This window comes from Pseudoduganella sp. jia 9 (assembly GCF_055502615.1).
Genome location: NZ_JBUPWE010000016.1, coordinates 195,714 through 217,117 on the forward strand (window position 1 = coordinate 195,714; position 21,404 = coordinate 217,117).

Here is a 21,404-nt window from a genome sequence, read left to right on the forward strand (position 1 = left end):
GCCGCCTGGCCGGGGATCAGTGTTCGCTCAGGCGCCGCTCGGCAGCCGCGGCGACGGAAGCTTCCCGCTTTGGCGGCAGGAACCGGGTCGACGGCCGGCCATCGGCGTTGTGCTGCACGATGCGCACGGGCCGTCCCTGCGCGTCGAGCCACACCTGGCCGATGCCGGCGCCGTTCCAGACGCGCTCGCCATGGTGGCGCGCGTCGGGCAGGCGTGGCGTGATGGCGAGATCGCGGCGCTGGGTGAACCAGTTCAGCGGCGAGCGCGGCGAATACAGCCAGCGGTTGAGGCGATCGAGCCAGTTGAGCAGGTCCGGCGGAAATTCATTCTTGATGCCGCTGCTGGTGATCTGCCAGATATGCGGCACGTCGTCCGATTCGCGCACCTCGACATCGTAGGCGAACGAATAGTGCACATCGCCCGACAGGATCACGTAATTGCCCGGCGTGCGCGAATGGCGGAAGATATTGATCATGCTGCTGGCGGCGCCACGATGCGCCATCCAGTTTTCGGCGTCGACGATCAGGGCCTGGCCGACGAAGGTGGCGATCCGCTGTACCACCTCGATCAACTTGACCCCGAACATGGGCGCCGCCGAGACGATGACGGCGGACGTTTCGTCAAGCAGCTCGTGCTGCAGCTCGGTCAGTGCTTCCCAATCCATCAGGCCCGACGGATGGCCGGGCCGGCGCCGGTTGCGCCAGCGCCGGGTGCGGGTGTCGAGCACGATGACGGTGGGCTTGGTGCGGACCACAAAATCCCACTGGCGGAAGGACAGCAGGCGCTCGATCAGCGCGTCCTGTACCGGCATGTCCAGTCTGTTGTCGGCGTCGGCCGTCGCGGCCAGCGCCGCCATGTCGTCGAGCAGCGTCGTGAACACATCGGGACGGTTGCCCCAGCCCTGGCACAGCATGTACGCCGTCAGCGCGTTGCCGACGATGCGGCGCGAGAACGGATGCCCGTAGGCGGCGGCTTCCCACTTGGCCGACAGGTTCCAGTCGTCGGTGACGTCATGGTCGTCGAAGATCATCAGGGTCTGCACATGCGCCATCAGCCGCGCGGCCTGCGGCAAGCCGCCGCAGAAGCCCGCCAGCACCGCCGACTCGCGCTGCCAGCGCTCCGCATAGGCCGGATCCAGCGCGGGCGCCGGCGCATCCGCCACCAGCCGCCATGGCACGGGCGACCACGCCAGCAGGTACATGGCGATCATCTCGGACAGCGTCATCAGGTGGTTGTGCGCGTTGGCCGTGGTGAAGATCGGCTTCTCCTTGCCGCCGAAGAAGCGGTCGCGCAGCGCTTCATTGGCGTTGGCGGCAGGCAGCAGCTCTTCGCGCCGGTAGTAGCTGGCCGGATGCCGGTACAGCGCCTCGCTGTCGGCGACATCCGCGCCTTCCAGGCATTCGGCATACAGGCCCAGGCGCCGGATCAGCGCATGGATCGCCGCCAGCATCGGGCCCGCCACGTCGTCGATATACACCTGGTCGCCGCACAGCATCAGCATGGCGGGCCGCTCCTCGGCCCGCTCGATGCAATCGGCCAGCAAGGCGTCGGCACGCACCAGGCCATCGGGCGCCGGATGGTGCGGCTTGCGGCAGGAGCCGAACAGGATATTGTCGCTGCGGCTGCGCAGCACCAGGTCCGGCCGCGCCGCGCCGGCATGCAGCAGGTGCGGCGCCCAATGCGCGATGCCGGCTTCGTTGCCGTCGCCCTGGGCGACCAGCAGGTCGTATTCGATGAGCGCGTCCTGCGGCAGCGGCTCGTCCAGCGCGACATCGATATGATGCACGCAGGCGTGGCGGCCGACGCGCGTCACGCGGCAGTGGCGTGCATCCAGCGGCAGGCGCTGCGGCGTGCCTTCCCTGGGCGCCAGCACCAGCGTCAGGTCGAGCGGCGCGCTGCCGACCAGCCACAGTACCAGGCGGTCCGGCTCGAGGCGGCGCAGCATGGGGCCGGCAAGTACGGGCGGCAGGCCCTCGGGGGCGGGAGTCTGGATCAATTGAGTGCGTTATCTGGATGGATCAACAGACCAGTGTAGCAGACACGCGCGACGGTTCGGGCGCCTGTCAGGACAGCCAACCCAGCCATGCCGCCACGATGACGGCGAAGACGACAGCCACCATGAGCCGATGAACCAGACGTTGATTCCTGGTCGCCTCCGCATGACGCTCTTCGAGGGTCTTGGTGAACGATTCCTTCACCAGCTGTTGCCATGTCTTTTTCATCGATATTTCAGGCCTTTATCAAGCAAAGCGGGCCGGTCGGGGCAGGAAATGCGATTCTGCAACAAATTTCTGTTTTCCTGCAACGCTTTCCGCACCGCGGCCGTCGCACCGCAGGCCGGCCCGGCTGCGTTACCCCATCCCAGCGTGGCGCCGCAAACGTTTTCGCGGTACTACACTCGGTAGCTGTCCATCGATGACCGGCTGTTCCCGCACCGGTCCTTCCCACCGCCAGCCGAAAGGAATCGCCGATGCCAGCCGCCACCGCAGTCTCGACTCTCGTCCCACCCACCATCACCGTCAACGGCACCCGGGTACCGCTGCCGTCCGACCCGCGCGTATCGCTGCTCGACCTGCTGCGCGATCACCTGCACCTGACCGGCACCAAGAAGGGTTGCGACCAGGGTGCCTGCGGCGCCTGCACCGTGCTGGTCGACGGCGAGCGCCGCATCCTGTCCTGCCTCGCGCTCGCGGTGCAGTACCAGGGCCGCGCCGTCACCTCGGTGGAAGGCCTGGCCGCCGGCGACGCGCTGCACCCGCTGCAGCAGGCCTTCATCGAGCACGACGGCTTCCAGTGCGGCTACTGCACGCCGGGCCAGCTGTGTTCCGCGCTGGGCATGGCGGCCGAGGTCAGGCGGGGCGTGCCCAGCTACGTGACCGCCAACCTGGCGGCCGGCAGCGTGGAGTTCAGCCACGACGAGGTGCGCGAACGGATGAGCGGCAACCTGTGCCGCTGCGGCGCCTATAACGGCATCGTCGACGCCATTGCGGACACCGTGGCCGGAACTGGCGCGAAGGAGCCGCGATGACACCGTTTACATTTGCCCGCGCCATCGACGCAGCCGACGCGGTGGCACATGGGACCGTGCCCGGCACCCGCTACCTGGGCGGCGGCACCAACCTCGTCGACCTGATGCGCGAGACCATCGAGCACCCGGCCACGCTGGTCGACGTCACCGGCCTGTCCGATGTGATCGACGAGCGGCCCGACGGCAGCCTGCTGATCGGCGCGGCCGCCACCAACACGGCCCTGGCCGAGCACCGCGCCGTGCGCGCGCGCTTTCCGCTGCTGACGCGGGCGATCAGCGCGGGCGCCTCGCCGCAGATCCGCAACATGGCGACCGTGGGCGGCAACCTGCTGCAACGCACGCGCTGTGCCTATTTCTACGACAGCGACGGTTCGCGCTGCAACAAGCGCGAACCGGGGCAGGGCTGCGACGCGCTCGACGGTTTCAACCGCATGCACGCGATCCTCGGCGCGTCCGGCCATTGCGTGGCCACCCATCCGTCGGACATGTGCGTGGCGCTGGCGGCGCTGGATGCGATCGTCCACCTGCAGGGGACGGCCGGCAGCCGCACGGTGCCGCTGACGGAGTTCCACCTGCTGCCGGAAGACCATCCGGAACGTGAAACCGTGCTGCAGCCCGGCGAACTGGTGACCGCCATCGAAGTGCCGGCACTGTCCTTCGCCGCGCGCTCCGGCTACCGCAAGGTGCGCGACCGGGCCAGCTATGCGTTCGCGCTGGTGTCCGTGGCCGCCGCGCTCGACGTGCATGACGGCATCGTGCGCGACGTGCGGCTGGCGCTGGGCGGCGTGGCCCACAAGCCGTGGCGCGCGTGGACTGCCGAGCGCATGCTGAAGGGCCGGCCCGCCACCGAGGAACTGTTCGCCGCCGCCGCGGCGGCGGAACTGGCCGACGCGCGCCCGCTGCGCGACAACGCTTTTAAGATCGACCTGTCCCGCCGCGCCATCGTGGCCGTGCTGGCCGGTCTCGTCGATACCCGATCGTAAGGAGCTGCGATGAGCATTCTTCAGAAGGCCGTGCAGACGGCGATGCAGAAGGCGGTCGAGGTGGCGCCCGACGCGTTCATCCCCGGCGGCATCCCGGATACGCTGATCGCCGACGGGCATGAACTGATCGGCGCGCCGGTATCGCGCGTCGACGGCGCGGTGAAGGTGCGCGGCGCGGCGCCTTTCGCGGCCGAATTCGCGCTCGACGGCATGCTGTACGCGGCGCTGGTCCACAGCACGATCCCGAAAGGGCGCGTCGCCACGCTCGATACCGCGGCGGCCGAGGCGGCGCCCGGCGTGGTGCTGGTGATGACGCACGAGAACGCGCCGCGCATGAAGCCGGTGCCGATGTTCCTCAGCAAGCCGAAAGCGGCGGGGGGCGACAATCTTCCGGTGCTGCAGGACGGTTCCGTGCACTGGAATGGCCAGCCGGTCGCGGTGGTGCTGGCGGAAACGCAGGAACAGGCCGACCATGCGGCGGCGCTGGTGCGCGTCACGTACCAGGTGGAAGCCGCGGTGACGTCGGTGGCGGCCGCGAAGGCCCGGGGGCTGGAAGTCACCGCGTTCCAGGGCGAGCCGCAGAGCGTGGAGATCGGCGATGCGGAAGCCGCGCTGGCGGCGTCGCCGCACCGCGTCGATGCCGTCTACCGCACGCCGCGGCTGAACCACAATGCCATCGAACTGCATGCCGCCACGGTGGCCTGGCACGGCGACGAACTGCGCATCCACGATGCCACCCAGGCCGTGGCGCACACCGCATGGTCGCTGGCCCAGGTGTTCGGGCTGAAGGAAAGCCAGGTCCGCGTGACGTCGCCGTTCGTCGGCGGCGGCTTCGGCGGCAAGACGCTGTGGCAGCACCAGGTGCTGGCCGCCGCGGCGGCGAAACTGGCCAGGCGCCCGGTGCGCATCGTGCTGTCGCGCGAGGGCGTCTACCGCGGCGTGGGCGGCCGCACGCTGACCGAGCAGCGCGTCGCGATCGGCGCCGGCGACGACGGCCGGTTCGCGGCGCTGATCCACACCGGCATGGCCGTGATGACGGCGCATAACAACATGCCGGAGCCATTCATCATGCCGGCCCGTTCGCTGTACGCGGCCGGCAGTTTCAGGCTCGACGTGCAGGCCGCGAAGATGGACATGCTGGCCAACACTTTCATGCGCGCGCCGGGCGAATCGGTGGGTTCCTTCGCGCTGGAATGCGCGATCGACGAACTGGCCGAAAAGATGAATGTCGACCCCATCGACCTGCGCCGCATCAACGAGCCGGACAAGGACCCGACCAAGGGCTCGCCGTTTTCATCGCGCCACCTGGTCGAGGCTTACGAGAAGGGCGCCGAGCGCTTCGGCTGGAGCGCTCGCCATGCCAGGCCCCGCATGCGGCGCGAAGGCGAATGGCTGGTCGGCATGGGGTGCGCGACCGCCACCTATCCGTACTACCGCATGCCGGGTGGCGCGGCGCGCATCACGCTGACGCGGGAATCCCGTGTCCACGTCGAAGTGGCCGCGCACGAGATGGGCATGGGCACGGCCACCGTGCAGGCACAGGTGGTAGCGGCCCGCCTCGGCGTACCGCTGCAGAACGTGACGGTGTCCTACGGCGACTCGGCGTTTCCCGGCATGGTGCTGGCCGGTGGTTCGCAGCAGACGGCTTCGATCGGCCGCGCCGTCATCGCCGCGCTGCGCGCGCTGTTTACCGACCTGCTGCGCCTGGGCGGCGCCGGCACGCCGCTGGACGGCCTGCACTTCGACGAAGTGCGCGGCCACCTGCGCGACCATGCGAGCGGTCTGTGCAAGGCGGGTGATCCGCTGCGCCATGCCAGCTACGCGGAACTGCTGGCGCGCGCCGGCCGCGACGCACTGCAGGTAGAAGGCCAGGCGCCGCCGCCGCTGGAAACCCAGCACTGGTCGATGCACTCCACCGGCGCGATCTTCTGCGAGGCGCGGGTCAACGCGGTCACCGGCGAACCGCGCGTGACGCGCCTGCTGGGTTCCTTCGACTGCGGCCGCATCCTGAACGCGAAAACGGCAAGCAGCCAGTTCCGCGGCGGCATGATCATGGGGATGGGCATGGCGCTGATGGAAGAAACGCTCTTCGACGAGCGCAACGGCCGCGTGATGAACCCCAGCCTGTGGGATTACCACGTGCCGGCCCACCTGGACGTGCCGCGCATCGACGTGATGTGGACCGATATCCCCGATCCGCATGCCCCGGCCGGCGCGCGCGGCATCGGCGAGATCGGCATCACCGGCACCGCCGCCGCGGTCGTCAACGCCATCTACAACGCCTGTGGCACCCGGGTGCGCGACTTGCCGGTCACGCTGGACAAGCTGTTGACCTGAAGCCGCGGCCGCGCCGTCCGGGCCGCGCTCAGCCGTCCGGCGGCGCGCTGTCGCGGCTGCCGCGGCCATCCTGGCTATCCTGGCCGTCGCGGCGGCGTGCGGCGGCAGCCAGCTCGGCAATGGCAGCGCGCAGCTGCTTCGTCAGGTCCTCCCTGGCCGCCTGCGCCGCCATGAGTTCGGCACGCGTGCGCTGCAATTCGCGTTCGAAGGCGCGGCGATCGCTGCCCGCGACGATGGCCAGCAAGTCCAGCTCGCCGGCATCGAAGCGGTGCCGGGCGGCGTTGAGCAATGCCGGCACGCGCGTGCCGTCGCGCCGCACGAGATCGATCTGGACATCGCCGGCCGCGTTCTGCAGGCGCAGCAGCGGCTCGCAGTGCGACTGGTACAGCACGCCGCTGCCGATGCTGAGCAGTTCCTGCAGCCGCATGCCGCCCGTCAGCTCGCGCAGCGGATACCCCAGCCAGGCCACGCAGGCACGGTTCACGCGCAGGATCCTGCCGTCCGGATCGGTGAGCAGGAGCGCGCAGGGGGCGTGCTCGAACAGGTCTTCCGACGCCGGCAAGCGTGGCATTCCCTGCGCCGCTGAGTCCTTCGGCCCGGCCATGGCTTCAACCGGCGAGGCGCGGCAGGAAAGCCGCGATCGCGTCGGCGCATGCCCGCGGCGCGCTCATGTGGGGGCAATGGCCGATATTGTCGATCAGGCACAGTTCGCTGCCGGCCAGCGCATGGTGCGTGTACTCGCCCACGGCGCACGGTGCGATCAGGTCGTCGGTGCATTGCAGGATCAGGGCCGGCGTGGCCGACTGCGCCAGGTCGGCACGGTGATCGGAAAGAAACGTCACGCGGGCGAAGTGCGCCGCGATCGCCGGATCGGCGCGGCAGAAACTGTCGACCAGCTCGCTGCCGAGTTGGGGCTGGGACGGCGCCCCCATGATCACGGGTGCCATGGCGCGCGCCCAGCCCTCGTAATTGTCCGCCAGCGTCTGCAGCATGTCCTCGATGTCGTCCAGCGAAAAGCCGCCGCGGTAGCCGCCATCGTTCAGGTAGCACGGCGACGGACTGATCATCACCTGGGCGGCAAAGCGGCCCGGTTGCCGGATCGTCGCCAGCAGCCCGACCATCGACGCGACCGAGTGGCCGACGAAGACCAGTGACCGGTCCGCGAAGCCTTCGGCGAACTCGTCGGCAATCTCCAGCACATCCTGCGCATAGCCGTGCAGCGAGCCGTACTTGCCGCGATCGTAGGCACCCCAGTCGGAGGCGCCGCTGCCGACCGCGTCGAAGACCACGATACGGTAGCGATTGCCGAGGGCCGGCAGCAGGAAGCGCCACATCGACTGGTCGCAGCCGAAGCCGTGCGCGAACAGCAGTGTGGTGGTACCGCTGCCCCAGGCCTTGACATTGTTGCGCTGCCGGATGCTCGTTGCCATGTCGCGACCGCCTCGAACAGTGGTTTGGCCATCAGTATAGGTAAACTATGCGGAAAATGCCGCGCGCCGGTGCATGCATGCGCGCACACCGTCCGGCACCGGCCATGACAACGAAAGGAATCCCATGCTCGTCAGTTTTACCATCCTGCTGCTGTTCCAGTGCCTGGGAGAGGGCGTCGTCTACGTGCTGCGCCTGCCGGTTCCCGGCCCGGTTGCCGGCATGCTGCTGCTGTTTGCCGCCCTGGTGGCGGCGCCGGCGCTGCAACAGCGGATCGAGGCCGATGCCAACGAGCTGCTGCGGCACCTGTCGCTGCTGTTCGTGCCGGCCGGCGTCGGCATTGTGGCGGCGGCGTCGAGCAGCAGCGGGCACTGGCTGGCGCTGCTGGCCGGCCTGATGGGCAGCACCTTGCTGACCCTGGCCGTGACGGCGCTGGTGCTGCGCGCCGCGAGCCCGAAGGATCCCGATGCCTGAGCTGACCGACCTGCGCTCGTTCTGGGTTTACCTGAGCGCCTCGCCGCTACTGGGATTGACGCTGACGCTGTGCGCCTACGCCGTGGCGCAAGCCATCTACGCCCGTTGCAAATTCTCGCCGCTGGCCAACCCGGTGGCGATCGCCATCGCCCTGGTCTGCGCGGTGCTGTGGCTGTCCGGCATGAGCTATGAACGCTATTTCGCCGGTGCCCAGTTCGTGCATTTCCTGCTCGGGCCGGCCACCGTCGCGCTGGCCGTGCCGCTGGTGAGGCAGTTGCCGCGGCTGCGCCGCGCATTCCTGCCGGTGATGCTCGCGCTGCTGTGCGGTTCCGTCACGGCCATCGCCTCCGCGGTGGGCATCGTCGTCGCGCTGGGCGGTTCCGTGGAGCTGGCCCGTTCGATCGGCCCGAAATCGGCCACCACGCCGATCGCCATGGCCGTTTCGGAACGGCTGGGCGGCCTGCCGTCGCTGACGGCCGTGCTGGTGATCGGCACCGGCATCTTCGGCGCCGTCACGGCGCGCTTCCTGTTCGGCTGGATGAAGATCCACTCGCACGAGGTGCGCGGCTTCGCGCTGGGCGTGGCCTCGCACGGCATCGGCACCGCGCGGGCATTCCAGGTCAGCGCCGAGATGGGCGCGTTCGCCGGGCTGGGCATGGGCCTGAACGGGGTGGTGACGGCGCTGCTGGCGCCGGGGCTGATCCCGCTGGTGCTGCGCTGGCTGGGCGTTTAGTCGCGCTAAGCCTGCGTACCGCCCGCCGGGCTGACCGCCACCTGCAAGGTCGCCCGCAATCCCGGCCGGTTGTCGGACAGCAGCAGCGTGCCGCCATGCAGCCGCGCCACTGCCGACACCACGGACAGGCCGAGGCCGACGCCCGGCGTGCCGCGGCTGATGTCGCCCCGGTAGAAGCGTTCGACCACGCGCGGCCGCTCGTCGGCCGTGATGCCGGGGCCATTGTCGGCGACGACGATCTCCAGCATGTCGCGCTGCGGCCGGTGCACCGAGATGGCGATCACGCCGCCTTCCGGCGCATACTTCAGCGCGTTCTCGACCAGGTTGCCGAGCGCCTGCGCCAGCAGCACCGGGTCGCCGGTGGCGCACAGTGCGCCGCGCGGCGCGAACGCCAGGGCGATATTCCTCAATTCCGCCACCGGTGCGTAGAATTCAGCTACCTCGGCCGCCAGGTTCGTCACGTCGACCCGCACGAAGCCGTTGCGCCGGCTGCCGCTGTCGATCTCGGCCAGGCGCAGCAGCGCATTGAAGATGGTCATCACGCGGTCGACATCGCTGATCGCCGCATCGATCTCGGCAAACGTTTCTTCCTCGTTCGGCCGCGTCACCGACAATTCCTCGAGCCGCGCGCGCAGCTCGGAAAGCGGCGTGCGCAGGTCGTGCGCGATGGCGTTCGACACGTCCTGCACACCGGTCACCAGGTGTTCGATCTGGTCCAGCATGCGGTTGACGGTGCGGGTCAGCAGTTGCAGTTCGTCGCCGTCCCGCGGTTCGGCGAGGCGGCGCGACAGCTTGCCTTCGATGATCGCGGCAGTGGTCTGGCTGATCCCTTGCACGCGGGTCAGCAGCGCGCGCCGGATCAGCACGCCGCCCAGCGCGGCGCCGACCAGCACGGTGGCACCGCAGCCGAGCAGGCCCCAGACGAACAGGCGCTCCAGCTCGTCGAAGCGGTTCAGGTTACTGGCGATCAGCAGGCGGTAGCCGCCGTCCAGCGTGACCTGTGACAGTTCGATCCGGCGCGGCACCCCGTCGACGCGGATGGTGGCCGAGCTCACGCCGTCCCGGTCCGGCAGGCCTTCGGGCCAGGCCGGCAGGTTGCCGGCCAGCTTCACGCCGTTCGGCGCCACGAACAGGAAGATCTTGCGCACGCCGTCGTTGGTGCCGGCCACCTGGCTGTCGATGGCGGTGGTCAGCGCGAACGGCCCGCCGCGCTTGAACAGGTTGGCGAGGCGCTGGGAATCGGAGGCGATCAGTTCGGTGCGCACCTTCTGGATATTGGTATGCCAGGCGTACCACAGCGGGCCGGCGAACATCGCCAGCACCAGCAGGCTGACGAATGCGTAGCCGATGGCGATCGTGCGGGCGGAAAAGCCGGGAAGTCGCAAGCGTGTCCCCGCGGTCAAGGCTGGTCGGTCAGCATGTAGCCGGCGTTGCGCACGGTGCGCAGCAGCGGCTTGCCGAAGCCGGCGTCGATCTTCTGGCGCAGCTTGCTGATATGGACGTCGATCACGTTGGTCTGCGGGTCGAAGTGGTAGTCCCACACGTTTTCCAGCAGCATCGTGCGCGTGACCACCTGGTGCGCGTGGCGCATCAGGTAGGCCAGCAGCTTGAACTCGCGCGGCTGCAGGGCCACGGGCTTGCCGGCGCGGGTGACCTTGTGGGCCAGCATGTCCATGTGCAGGTCGCCCAGTGCGAGCGTCGTTTCCACCGGCTGGTGCTGGGCGCGGCGCAGCAGGGCATCGAGGCGGGCCAGCAGTTCGCCGAATGCGAACGGCTTGACCAGGTAATCGTCGCCGCCGCTTTTCAGGCCGTGGATGCGGTCGTCCACGCCATCGAGCGCCGACAGGATCAGGATCGGCACGCGGTTGCCGCCCTGGCGCAACGCCTCGACGATGGCCAGGCCGTCGATCCCGCCCGGCAGCATGCGATCCATCACGATCGCGTCATACGGCTCGCTGACGGCGTGGTACATGCCGTCGCGGCCGTTGTCGGCATGATCGACCGTGTGGCCCGCTTCCGTCAGGCCCTTCCTGACGAAGCGGGCAACGCGCTCGTTGTCTTCGACGAGCAGCAGTTTCATGGCGCCGCCAGGCCGGCATCGGCGGGCGCGGGGGCGTCGCCGGTGTGTTCGATCCATCCGCCGCCCAGCGCGCGGTACAGGCCCACCAGCGCGGCAAGCTGGTTCTGCCGGGCGGCGATCAGCGAGACACGCGCGTTGTACAGGTCGGTCTTCGCCGTCAGCACGCCGAGGTAATCGCCGGCGCCGCTGGAATACAGCAGTTCGGCCAGTTCCAGGCGGCGCTGCTGGGCCGCCACGTCGCCCTGGCGCGCGGCCAGTTCGGACTCGTAGGTGCCGCGCGCCGCCAGGCCATCGGCCACTTCGCGGAACGCCACCTGCACGGCCTGGCGGTATTGCGCCACGCCGATGTCGCGGGCGATGCGCGCGCTGTCGAGATTGGCCTGGCGCGCACCGCCGTCGAACAGCGGCAGCACCAGGCTGGGCGCGAACGACCACACGCCGGTGCCGGCCTCGAACAGATTGCCCAGCGCGGCGCTGGCGGTACCGGCGCTGGCGGTCAGCTGGATGTTCGGGAAGAACGCGGCGCGGGCCGCGCCGATGTTGGCGTATTGCGCACGCAGCAGCGCCTCGGCCTGCAGCACGTCCGGCCGGCGCAGCAGCAGCTCGGAAGGCAGGCCGGCGGGAATGTCGGCAAACTGCGTGGCCAGCAGCGGCTGCCGGTCGAGCGGCGTGTCCGGCGCGGTGTCCGGCGGCCGCGGCGCGCCGAGCAGCAGTACCAGGGCGTTCTCCGCCTGGGCGCGCAGCCGCTGCTGGGCCGCGTGGTTCGCCAGCGCCTGTTCGACAGTGGTGCGCGCCAGTGTTTCATCGAGCTCGGAAACCGTGCCCGTATCGAACTGCAGCTTGACGATGCGGTACGACTCGCGCGCCGCCGCCAGCGTTTCCTCGGTCACCGCCAGTTGCTCCTGGTAGGCCAGCATGGCGAGATACTGCTCGGCCACCTGGGCCACCAGCAGGATGTGCGCGGCCTGCCGGCCGTGGGCGCTGGCCAGGTACTGTTCGCGGGCCGCGTCCGTCAGGCTTTGCAGGCGGCCGAACAGGTCGACTTCCCAGGCTGCCGTGAGGCCGGCGAAGTTGCTGTGGACGGTGTTGCCCGTGGCGGTGCTCCTGCCGCGCGTGCCGGAAGCTTCCACGCCGGCCTGGGGCAGGGCGGCGCTGCGCTGCAGTTGCAGCGCGCTGCGTGCCTGGGACACGCGCAGCAGCGCGATGCGCAGGTCCTGGTTGTTGGCCAGCGCGATGCCGACCAGCTGGCGCAGGCGGGCATCGACGAGGAAATCCTGCCAGCCGGTGTCGGCCGCCGGGGTGGTGCCGGGTACGCCCGTGGCGGCATAGGCCGGGCCGCTCGGGTAGGCGGCCGGTGCCGCGGCGGCCGGCCGTTCGTAGGCCGGCTGCAGGGCGCAGCCGGAGGCCAGCGCGGCCATGGAGGCGATGGAGGAGAGGATGGCGAATCGTTTCATCGGTTGACCTCCTGGCCGGCGATGGCCGCCGCGGGCTTGTGCGTGCGCCGGCTTTCCCTGATCTTGCCGGCGATGAGAACGAAGAACAGCGGGATCATGAACGTGGCCAGGAAGGTGGCCGTCAGCATGCCGCCGATCACGCCGATACCCAGCGCGTTCTGGCTGGCGGCGCCGGCGCCGCTGGCAAGCGCCAGCGGCAGCACGCCGAGCACGAACGCCATCGACGTCATTAGGATCGGGCGCAGGCGCAGCTTGGCCGCTTCCATCGCCGCTTCCAGCACGCCCTTGCCTTCGAGCTGCAGCTCGCGGGCGAATTCCACGATCAGGATCGCGTTCTTGGCCGACAGGCCGATCGTCGTCAGCAGGCCGACCTGGAAGAACACGTCGTTTTCCAGGCCGAACAGCGTGGCCGCGGACAGCGCGCCCAGCACGCCGATCGGCACCACCATGATCACGGAGACCGGAATGGCCCAGCTTTCGTACAGCGCGGCCAGGCACAGGAACACGACCAGGATCGACAGCGCGTACAGCAGCGGCGCCTGGGCGCCGGCCTGCGATTCCTGCAGCGAGATGCCGCTCCATTCGTAGCCGATGCCGTCCGGCAGTTCCTTCACCAGGCGGTCCATAATCTTCATGGCTTCGCCGGTACTGTGGCCCGGCGCCGGCTGGCCGAGGATCTCGGCCGAGGCGATGCCGTTGTAGCGCTGCACGGCCGGCGCGCCCCATGCCCAGCGCGCGCTGGCGAAGGCGGAGAAGGGCACCATGGTGCCGGCCGCGTTGCGCACGTGCAGGTAGCGGATATCGTCCGGGTTCATGCGGAATTGGGCATCGGCCTGCACATACACGCGCTTGATCCGGTTGTCGGTATCGAAGAAGTTGTTGATGTAGCGCGCGCCCCAGGCGGTGGAGAAGGTCTGGTCCACATCGGCGAGGTTGACGCCCAGCGCGGCCGCCTTTTCGCGGTCGATGTCGATCTTGTAGGTAGCGTTGTCGGCCTGGCCGGTGAAGCGCACCCGCGCCAGCGCCGGCTCGTTCTTCGCCAGTTCGAGCAACTGGTCGCGCGCCTGCGCCAGCGCCGCATGGCCGGCGCCGCCGCGGTCCTGCAGCTGCAGCGAGAAGCCGGTGGCCGAGCCCAGGCCGCGGATCGGCGGCGGTTCCACCGGCGTCACCTGGGCGCCCTGGTAGCTGCCGTAGCGGGCCGCGATGCGGCTGCTCAGCGCGCCCACCGAGAGCTCGTCGCTGGTGCGTTCGTCCCACGGCTTCAGGCGCACGAACAGGCGGCCCTGGTTCTGGCCCCGGTTCGGCTGGCTGGCGCCGTTCGTCATGAAGGTGGAATCGACCATCGCCTTCTCGTCGTTGAGCAGGTACTGGTTGATTTCCTCCAGCACCTTGCCCGTGCTTTCCAGCGTGCTGCCGGCCGGTGTCTGCACCTGCACGAACATGTAGCCCTGGTCCTCGCGCGGCAGGAAGCCGCCGGGCAGGCGCAGGAACAGCAGCGCGACCACGCCGATCAGCACCACGTACAGCGCCATCCAGACGCCGCGCCGCCGCACGATGGCGGCCACGCCGCCCAGGTAGCGGTCGCGGCTGGCGTCGAAGCTGCGGTTGAACCAGCCGAAGAAGCCGCGCTTTTCATAGTGATCCGGGTCCGGCCGTTTCAGCATCGTCGCGCACAGCGCCGGCGTCAGCGTCAGGGCGATGAAGACCGACAGCAGCATCGATGCGACCACGGTCAGCGAGAACTCGCGGTAGATCGCGCCCACCGTGCCACTGGAGAATGCCACCGGCACGAAGACGGCCGAGATCACCAGGGCCACGCCGACCAGCGCGCTGGTGATCTGGCTCATTGCCTTCTCCGTGGCTTCATACGGCTCCAGGCCTTCCTCGTGCATCACGCGCTCGACGTTTTCCACCACCACGATGGCATCGTCGACCAGCAGGCCGATGGCCAGCACCAGGCCGAACATCGACAGCGTGTTGACGGTAAACCCCAGCGCCGACATGATGCCGAAAGTACCGAGCAGCACCACCGGCACGGTGATCGACGGGATCAGCGTGGCGCGGAAGTTCTGCAGGAACAGGTACATGACGAGGAACACCAGTGCGATGCCCTCGAACAGGGTGACCACCACTTCGTGGATCGACACCTCGATGAACGGCGTCACGTCGTTCGGGTAGACCACCACCAGGCCGGGCGGGAAGAAGGCCTTCAGTTCGTCGAGACGGGCACGCACCGCGTCGGCGGTGGTCAGCGCGTTGGCATTGGGCGCCAGCTGGATACCCACGCCGGAGGCGGACTTGCCGCTGTAGCGCACGTCGACATTGTAGTTTTCCGGGCCCAGGGCCACGCGCGCCACGTCGCCGATGCGCACGCTGGAACCGTCGGGCTGCACCTTCAGCAGGATGCGGCGGAATTCCTCGGGCGTGCGCAGCAGGCTGGCCTGGTTGATCGTCGCCGACAGCGTCTGCCCCGCCACGGCCGGCGAACCGCCCAGCTGGCCGCCGGAGATCTGCACGTTCTGGGCCTGGATCGCGCGGTTGACGTCGAGCGGGGTCAGGGCGTAGCTCGTCAGCTTGACGGGGTCGAGCCAGATGCGCATCGCGTACTGGGTGCCGAACACGTTCAGGCTGCCCACGCCGGGAATGCGCGACAGCGGGTCCTGGATGTTCGACGCCACGTAGTTGGCGATGTCGAACTTGGTCATGCTGTCGTCTTCGGAAACAAAGGCCGCCACCATCAGGAAATCGCTGGTCGACTTCGTCACCCGCAGGCCCGACTGCTGCACTTCGGTCGGCAGGCGCGGCTCGGCCGAGCGCAGCTTGTTCTGCACCTGCACCTGGGCGATATCGGGATCGGTACCCGGCGCGAAGGTCAGCGTGGTGGTCGACTGGCCGGTATCGTCGGTGGTCGAGGTCATGTACAGCAGGTTGTCGATCGCCGTCATCTGCTGCTCGATCACCTGCACCACGGTATTGGCCATGGTCTCGGCCGAGGCGCCGGGGAAGGTGGCCTGGATCTGCACGGACGGCGGCGAGACGGGCGGATACTGCTCGACCGGCATCTTGAACAGCGCGATGCCGCCGACCAGCATGATCAGCAGCGAGATGACGATCGCGAAGATGGGCCGCTGGATGAAGAATTTAGCCATGCGCGGTCATCCTCAGCGGGCCGCGGCGGGCGCGGTGGCGGCGGGCGCCGCGGCCAGCCTGGCCGGGGCCACGGCACGCGGCGTGACGACGATGCCCGGCCGCAGTTTCTGCACACCGCTGACGACCAGGCGTTCGCCATCCTTCAGCCCATGTTCGACCAGCCAGTGGCCGTCGACCAGCGCGCCGGCCTGCACGGTGCGCACTTCGGTCCTGTTGCCGGCGCCGACCAGCATCACGGTGGCCTCGCCCTGCGGATTGCGCGTCACGGCGGTGGCCGGCACGCGCACCACGCCTTGCCGCACGCCCTGTTCGACGCTGGCGCGCACGAACATGCCGGGCAACAGCAGCCTGTCCGGGTTCGGGAAGCGCGCGCGCAGCGTGACCGATCCGGTATCCCGGTCGACGGTCACGCCGCTGATCTCGAGCGTGCCGGCGTGCGCGTAGGTGCTGCCGTCCTCCAGTTTCAGGCGCACCCGGGCCTTGCCGGCGCCTTCCAGCTTCAGGCTGCCGCTGGCGATGTCGCGCCGCAGCGCCAGGCTTTCCGCGCTCGACTGCTGCAGGTCGACGTACATCGGGTCGAGCTGCTGGATCGTCGTCAGCAGCGTGGCCGAACCGGCCTGCACGTACGCGCCCTGCGTCACCTGCGATACGCTGCTGCGCCCGCCGATCGGCGCAGTGACGCTGGTATAGCCCAGGTTGATGCGGGCCGTGGTCACGGCCGCTTCCGCCGCGGCCACGTCGGCCGCGGCCTGCAATTGCGCCGCCTCGGCGTTGTCGTAGGCCTGCTTGCTGACGGCGTTGCCGCCGATCAGGACCTTGTAACGCTCCAGCTGCGAGCTGCTGCTGACCAGGTTCGCCTTCGCCCGCTGCAGCGTGGCCTGGGCGCTGGCCAGCGCCGCGCGGTACGGGGCCGGATCGATCAGGTACAGCGGGTCGCCCTTGCGCACGTCCGCCCCCTCGACGAAGCGGCGGTCCTGCACGATGCCGTCGACGCGCGCGCGCACTTCGGCCAGCAGGAACGGTGCCGTACGGCCGGGCAGTTCGAGCGCGAGCGGCACGGCGGTTCGCTCGACGGTCAGGGCGGATACGACGGGGGCGGCGGCTTCGGCTTTCGGTGCCTGGTCGGCGCCGCAGCCGGCCAGGGCCAGCGCGGCCCCCAGCACGGTGCATGCGGTGCGCGCGGCAGCCGGGCCCGCGCGGCGCGGGCGGAAAGGAAATAGCATGGATGATCCAGGTGACAAGGGTTAACGATGGAATCCTCGAACCTCGCACTATGCCGCTTGCCGGCTAAAGGCGGAATGGCCGAATCATTAATTATCGTTAATCTGAGCGCCCGGCGTCGCCACTGGCGCTGGTGCTGGTGCTGGTGCTGGTGCTGGGGCTTTGATGGGATTGCCGCTCCGACGGCATCCTGCGCCGGCTGTCGTCCTGGCCCAGCACGCGGGCAATGACCTCATCGGGCAGGGCCTCCCGGCGCAGCATCTTTTCGGCCCGGTCGGCCAGGCGTTGCCCGTTCAGCGCGATGGCCGCCTGCACCACCGCCGCGCGCACCACGTCGTGCCGCCGGCCGGAGGTATCGTAGAAGCCGGGGCCTTTCGGCGCCTCGGGCAGAGGGCCAACCTCCGGGGACGGGTCGGCCGGCCGCGCCGTCATCGACGCCCGCGTGGCGCCCATCGACAGCACGCGCCCGATCAGCTCGTCTGGGGCATGGGCCGACCGCAGGAACTCCATCGCCGCCTCGGTACCGCGCAGCTTCAGCAGGACCAGCGCGACATCGATGGTGCGCGCCGTTGCCGTGTCCTGGCGTGAATCTCTCATTTGCTGGCCTCCCGCCTGGTGTGCATGCGCGTCCAGGCACCCTGGCAGAGTAAAACGCCTGGCCCGGCAATGCAACGCAATTTATTGCCCGGCGCGGCCGGGCCGTACGGCATGGCCCCCGCCGCCTGTTGTGAAATCGTCACATCCGCACGATTCTTTCTACCCGGGCCAGCAGCAACCGGCAGGGCTCGCCCGGGTCTTTCCAGGCGCTTTCCGGGCGCCCGGCCGTGGCCGGAACGGCACCGTTACGGCAGGGGTTTTCACTCTTGCGGACGCGGAAAGACGGCAATCGGGGGGCTGGTTCAGCCCGCCCATGCGGCGCTGGCATGCGGTTCCTCTGCAACAGTTGATTGATACCCGTTTCGGTATCGAAAACCGCAAAGATTTGATTGGATAGTGAATTTCCATCTTACTAAGATGGATTCGCAGCACCATGAAAACGTTGCCCGAGCAACGCGCAGATAACAAGTAAAACACAGGAGACGCAGCATGAATCACACCGGAACCGGCGCGGTCCGCCCATCCCGTAACTTGAAAATGAAAATGTCGGTCGCCGTGCTGATGGGCGCCGGCCTGGTCAGCAGCGCTTCGGTGTGGGCGCAAGCGGCCGCCGAAAACACCGCACCCGCTGACACGCCAACCGTGGTCGTCACGGGCGTCAAGGCATCGCTGATCAAGAGCCTGGCAATCAAGCGCACCAGCGACCAGGTGGTGGAATCGGTCGTTGCCGAAGACATCGGCAAGCTGCCCGACAACAATGTCGTCGAAGCGCTGCAGCGCGTGACGGGGATCCAGGTCACCAACCGCGCCGGCGGCGAAGTCGGCACCTTGTCCATCCGTGGCCTGCCCGACGTCCAGACAACCTGGAACGGCCGCAGTATCTTTACCGCGTCCGGCACGCAGGTCGCGCTGCAGGACATTCCTTCGACCCTGGTTCGCCAGATCGACGTCTACAAGACGCGCGACGCCAGCCAGCTGGAAACCGGCATTGCAGGCCAGGTCGACGTCAAGTCGCTGCGGCCATTCGATTTCAAGGGTCCGAAAGTGTCGCTTTCGGGGCGTGCAACCTATCTGGACCCCGCGGAAGAGACGAACCCGCAGCTCAGCGCCATGTTGAGCAACCGCTGGCAAACGGGCTTCGGCGAAGTCGGTGCCCTGGTCAATTTTTCGCAAACCAGGACAAAATACCGCAACGAAAGCGTGACCCCGGGTGCCATGGTGCCGTTCACCAGCCCCAATGCCGCCGAAGTGCCCGCGGGTTACACGCCCTTGCAGCGCATTACCGACACCAGTATCTGGACGCCTGGTACCCTCACCGGCCTGCCAACGGCAGCGGGTTCGACGCTCGATTTCAACGGCAAGGCTCATCCATATTACCTGTCGCGCGACGCCATTTTCCAGTCCGACCTGCAGGGAGAGCGCAAGCGTCCTTCCGCCAATATCGCCTTGCAGTGGAAACCGAACAGCAGTTCGGTCTATACCTTCGAATCGATGTACAACGGTTATCGTGACAAGGCCTTCAACCAGTTGCTGTTCAGCTTTGTCGACTGGTGGGGGGATCTCGGCAGCAACCCCGCCGGGTCGATCACGACGTTCCCGGGAACGAACATCATCAAGAGCCGTACCGTCGGCAACGTTTTTGGCTTCAACAGCGGCGACTACACCACGTCGGCAACCGATTCCCGCATCTATGCCCTGAACGGCAAGTGGGACATTGGCGACAGGCTGAAGCTGGAGGGCGACCTGTCGTACCAAAGCAGCACCTTCCACTCGGAATTCACGGCCACCCGGATCGAGCGCACTGCACCGTCCATCACCGTCGACTTCAATGACGGCGGCGACAATACGGCGTTCCGTTTCAATAACAATGCCGACCTGACCGACCCGACCAAGTGGAATGTCGCGCAGTTCTACGATACCGCCAACCGCAACAAGGGCAGTGCCGCAACGGCCAACCTGACGGGCGTCTACGATGCCGACTGGGGCGCGCTGCAGACGCTCCAGTTCGGCCTGCGCTTCGACGACCGCAAGGCATCGGAGGCCAACCGGACGCAATCGGCCTTCCTGGGCCGCAACCTTGCCACGCTGGATCCGGCGTATTACTCGACCAACTCGGACTTCGGCACGGACATCTCGGACGTTCCGCGCACGTGGCTGGAGCCGAATGCCTATTACATCCGGGACAATATCGACGAGTGGCGCAAGCTCTATAACGCGGCCGACAGCAATTTCCAGACGACGGACCTGCTGCGCCTGCAGAAGACGTTCAAGGTCAATGAAAAGACGGCCAACCTCTTCCTGATGGCGAACACCCAGAACGACCTGTTCGGCCGCCGCCTGCGCGGCAACTTCGGCGTGCGTTACGTCAAGGTCGATACCGACATGACGTTCTACAAGGTCGACGCCACCACCAAGGCGGTCACGGCGACCAGTGCCAGCAAGTCGGCCAGCAAGCTCCTGCCCAGCATGACCCTGATCTATGACCCGGTCCAGGACGTGGTGGTGCGCATGAACTACGGTGAAACCCTGCGCCGCCCAGGCTTCGGTGCCTTGAATCCTGTCCTGCAACTCGCCGACGACGTGTCGAAAGTGGGTTATGGTTCAGGCAGCGGCGGCAATCCCGACCTGGAACCAACGCGCTCCAAGAACCTCGATCTGACGGCCGAATGGTATTTCCAGAAAGACAGCGCGCTCTACGGCACGCTGTTCAAGCGCAAGATCAACGGTCTGGTGGTGGACTTGCGCCGCAAGGTGCACGTCGATCCGGCGGACGACCCGTTCCGCAACTCGACCTCGGGCGGCGACCATACGAACGGTTACGACTACGTCATCAACTCGCCGGTCAACGCCTCTGACGGCACGATCAAGGGCGCCGAACTGGGCTTGATCTATTTCCCGAAAGGGCTGCCGAGCCTGCTGGACGGTCTGGGCATCCAGGCCAGCTATACACGACTCAGCTCGTCGCAGAATGTGCCGACCGCAAATGAAGCCGGCGACATCGTCTCCCAGCTCGAGACACCGTTCTTCGGCGTGTCCGACAAGTCCTATAACGCCACCCTGGCTTACGAAAAGGGCCCGGTCAGCGCGCGCTTGTCCCATGTCTGGCGCTCCGGCTTCCTGTCCAGTAACGAAGCGGCCCTGTTTGCCAATCCGATCGGTATCTGGCGTCATCCGGAAAAGAGCCTGGACATGCAGATCTCCTACAAAATCAACGACAACATGTCGGTCGATATCAGCGGGGTCAACCTGACCAACGAAATGCAGCAGCAGTACTACCACTTCGGCAATGCGGGTAACGCGCAGGTCAGCAATTTCGGTACCCTCCAGATCGGACGTTCGGTCTCGTTCGGTTTGCGCTGGAAGATGTAAGCCCCGGCGAACAAGAAGACTCCGCCAGCGAAAATGGGCGTTGCCGGGTTATACCCGCAACGCCCATTTTTTTGGGTTCAGTTCAGTGGCGCTGTTCGCGTTAGCTCGACATTGCATAGCGTTGTGGAACTTTTCCCATATGCTGTTGTCGGGGCGTCGGGCCCTACCCCTAATTTTTCGCCACGGCAACGCGTAGCCAATCCCTGGGCATTGTCAGCACGGCGGCATCGAGTACCCGTCGCCAACCCGTGTAGTTGGCCAGGTAGCGGCTGGCGACGCCGTTGAATCGCCGCAGCCATGTCTTGAAGCGGCTATGCCATCCGTTCACATTCTGGATATGAATTGCGCCGCGCGCGCGGATGCCGGCCTTGACGTTCACGCTTTCGTGCGTAATGCCGGCCTGCCGTGCGAACGCGTGGTAAGCCATGGCGGCATCGCTGATTAGGAGTACGTCCGGTAGCAGCACCGGTTGCAGGTGCCGCGCCAGCTGGCTTGCGCTGACCGGGCCGCGGCCGGTCACGAAATCACAGGTTTGCCGGTTGCGGTCGCG

The 21,404-nt window shown here is 67.7% G+C and carries 17 protein-coding genes; 6 read left to right on the plus strand and 11 right to left on the minus strand.

What is annotated here, in order from left to right; genetic code table 11:
• Window positions 1-16: 16 nt before the first annotated feature.
• A complete protein-coding gene (locus ACY34H_RS22170; RefSeq protein ID WP_464979652.1) occupies window positions 17-1,945 on the minus strand; it encodes a metallophosphoesterase family protein in 1,929 nt (642 codons plus the stop codon).
• A 118-nt stretch (window positions 1,946-2,063) separates the two neighbouring features.
• Window positions 2,064-2,222, minus strand: coding sequence for a hypothetical protein (locus ACY34H_RS22175; RefSeq protein WP_464979635.1), 159 nt, complete (start codon window positions 2,220-2,222; stop codon window positions 2,064-2,066).
• A gap of 248 nt (window positions 2,223-2,470) precedes the next feature.
• On the opposite strand from ACY34H_RS22175, the gene ACY34H_RS22180 reads away from it, so the two are divergent.
• Genes ACY34H_RS22180 through ACY34H_RS22190 form a run of 3 tightly spaced genes read left to right on the plus strand, consistent with a single transcriptional unit; the run spans window position 2,471 to window position 6,348 of the window.
• Window positions 2,471-3,028 (plus strand): 2Fe-2S iron-sulfur cluster-binding protein, encoded by a 558-nt coding sequence (locus ACY34H_RS22180; RefSeq protein WP_464979636.1) that lies wholly within the window; start codon window positions 2,471-2,473, stop codon window positions 3,026-3,028.
• Complete coding sequence (locus ACY34H_RS22185) at window positions 3,025-4,011, plus strand: FAD binding domain-containing protein (RefSeq protein ID WP_464979637.1); 987 nt, start codon at window positions 3,025-3,027, stop codon at window positions 4,009-4,011. The genes ACY34H_RS22180 and ACY34H_RS22185 overlap by 4 nt, the downstream gene beginning before the upstream one ends.
• 9 nt (window positions 4,012-4,020) lie before the next feature.
• The gene (locus tag ACY34H_RS22190; RefSeq protein WP_464979638.1) at window positions 4,021-6,348 is read left to right on the plus strand and encodes a xanthine dehydrogenase family protein molybdopterin-binding subunit; all 2,328 of its coding nucleotides are present in this window, start codon (window positions 4,021-4,023) and stop codon (window positions 6,346-6,348) included.
• 28 nt (window positions 6,349-6,376) lie between these two features.
• On the opposite strand, the gene ACY34H_RS22195 is transcribed toward ACY34H_RS22190, so the two are convergent.
• Together ACY34H_RS22195 and ACY34H_RS22200 are read right to left on the minus strand one after the other, a co-directional pair.
• Entirely contained in the window at window positions 6,377-6,919 is a 543-nt protein-coding gene (locus ACY34H_RS22195; RefSeq protein ID WP_464979639.1) for a PAS domain-containing protein, read from the minus strand.
• 37 nt (window positions 6,920-6,956) lie between these two features.
• On the minus strand, window positions 6,957-7,778 hold the full coding sequence (locus ACY34H_RS22200) for an alpha/beta fold hydrolase (RefSeq protein ID WP_464979640.1): 822 nt from the start codon (window positions 7,776-7,778) through the stop codon (window positions 6,957-6,959).
• Between the two features lie 124 nt (window positions 7,779-7,902).
• Between ACY34H_RS22200 and ACY34H_RS22205 the strand changes: the two genes are divergently transcribed.
• Window positions 7,903-8,250: a CidA/LrgA family protein gene (locus ACY34H_RS22205; protein WP_464979641.1), complete on the plus strand. Its 348-nt coding sequence runs from the start codon at window positions 7,903-7,905 to the stop codon at window positions 8,248-8,250.
• Window positions 8,243-8,983, plus strand: a complete 741-nt coding sequence (locus ACY34H_RS22210) for an LrgB family protein (protein ID WP_464979642.1) — start codon at window positions 8,243-8,245, stop codon at window positions 8,981-8,983. Before ACY34H_RS22205 ends, ACY34H_RS22210 begins: the two co-directional genes overlap by 8 nt.
• A gap of 5 nt (window positions 8,984-8,988) precedes the next feature.
• Here ACY34H_RS22210 and ACY34H_RS22215 read toward each other — a convergent pair whose 3' ends face one another.
• The 6 genes from ACY34H_RS22215 to ACY34H_RS22240 form a co-directional block, all read right to left on the minus strand.
• Window positions 8,989-10,368, minus strand: a complete 1,380-nt coding sequence (locus ACY34H_RS22215) for a sensor histidine kinase (RefSeq protein WP_464979643.1) — start codon at window positions 10,366-10,368, stop codon at window positions 8,989-8,991.
• Window positions 10,369-10,382: 14 nt separating this feature from the next.
• A complete protein-coding gene (locus tag ACY34H_RS22220) occupies window positions 10,383-11,063 on the minus strand; it encodes a winged helix-turn-helix domain-containing protein (protein WP_464979644.1) in 681 nt (226 codons plus the stop codon).
• Window positions 11,060-12,517 (minus strand): efflux transporter outer membrane subunit, encoded by a 1,458-nt coding sequence (locus ACY34H_RS22225; protein WP_464979645.1) that lies wholly within the window; start codon window positions 12,515-12,517, stop codon window positions 11,060-11,062. Before ACY34H_RS22225 ends, ACY34H_RS22220 begins: the two co-directional genes overlap by 4 nt.
• On the minus strand, window positions 12,514-15,666 hold the full coding sequence (locus ACY34H_RS22230) for an efflux RND transporter permease subunit (protein WP_464979646.1): 3,153 nt from the start codon (window positions 15,664-15,666) through the stop codon (window positions 12,514-12,516). The genes ACY34H_RS22225 and ACY34H_RS22230 overlap by 4 nt, the downstream gene beginning before the upstream one ends.
• A 12-nt stretch (window positions 15,667-15,678) precedes the next feature.
• The gene (locus ACY34H_RS22235) at window positions 15,679-16,890 is read right to left on the minus strand and encodes an efflux RND transporter periplasmic adaptor subunit (RefSeq protein ID WP_464979647.1); all 1,212 of its coding nucleotides are present in this window, start codon (window positions 16,888-16,890) and stop codon (window positions 15,679-15,681) included.
• Window positions 16,891-16,987: 97 nt separating this feature from the next.
• The gene (locus ACY34H_RS22240; protein ID WP_464979648.1) at window positions 16,988-17,485 is read right to left on the minus strand and encodes a hypothetical protein; all 498 of its coding nucleotides are present in this window, start codon (window positions 17,483-17,485) and stop codon (window positions 16,988-16,990) included.
• Between the two features lie 489 nt (window positions 17,486-17,974).
• Between ACY34H_RS22240 and ACY34H_RS22245 the strand changes: the two genes are divergently transcribed.
• Window positions 17,975-20,854 (plus strand): TonB-dependent receptor, encoded by a 2,880-nt coding sequence (locus ACY34H_RS22245; protein WP_464979649.1) that lies wholly within the window; start codon window positions 17,975-17,977, stop codon window positions 20,852-20,854.
• 169 nt (window positions 20,855-21,023) lie between these two features.
• Here ACY34H_RS22245 and ACY34H_RS22250 read toward each other — a convergent pair.
• A partial coding sequence (locus ACY34H_RS22250) for an IS1595 family transposase (RefSeq protein WP_464979650.1) occupies window positions 21,024-21,404 on the minus strand: 381 nt, incomplete at its 5' end.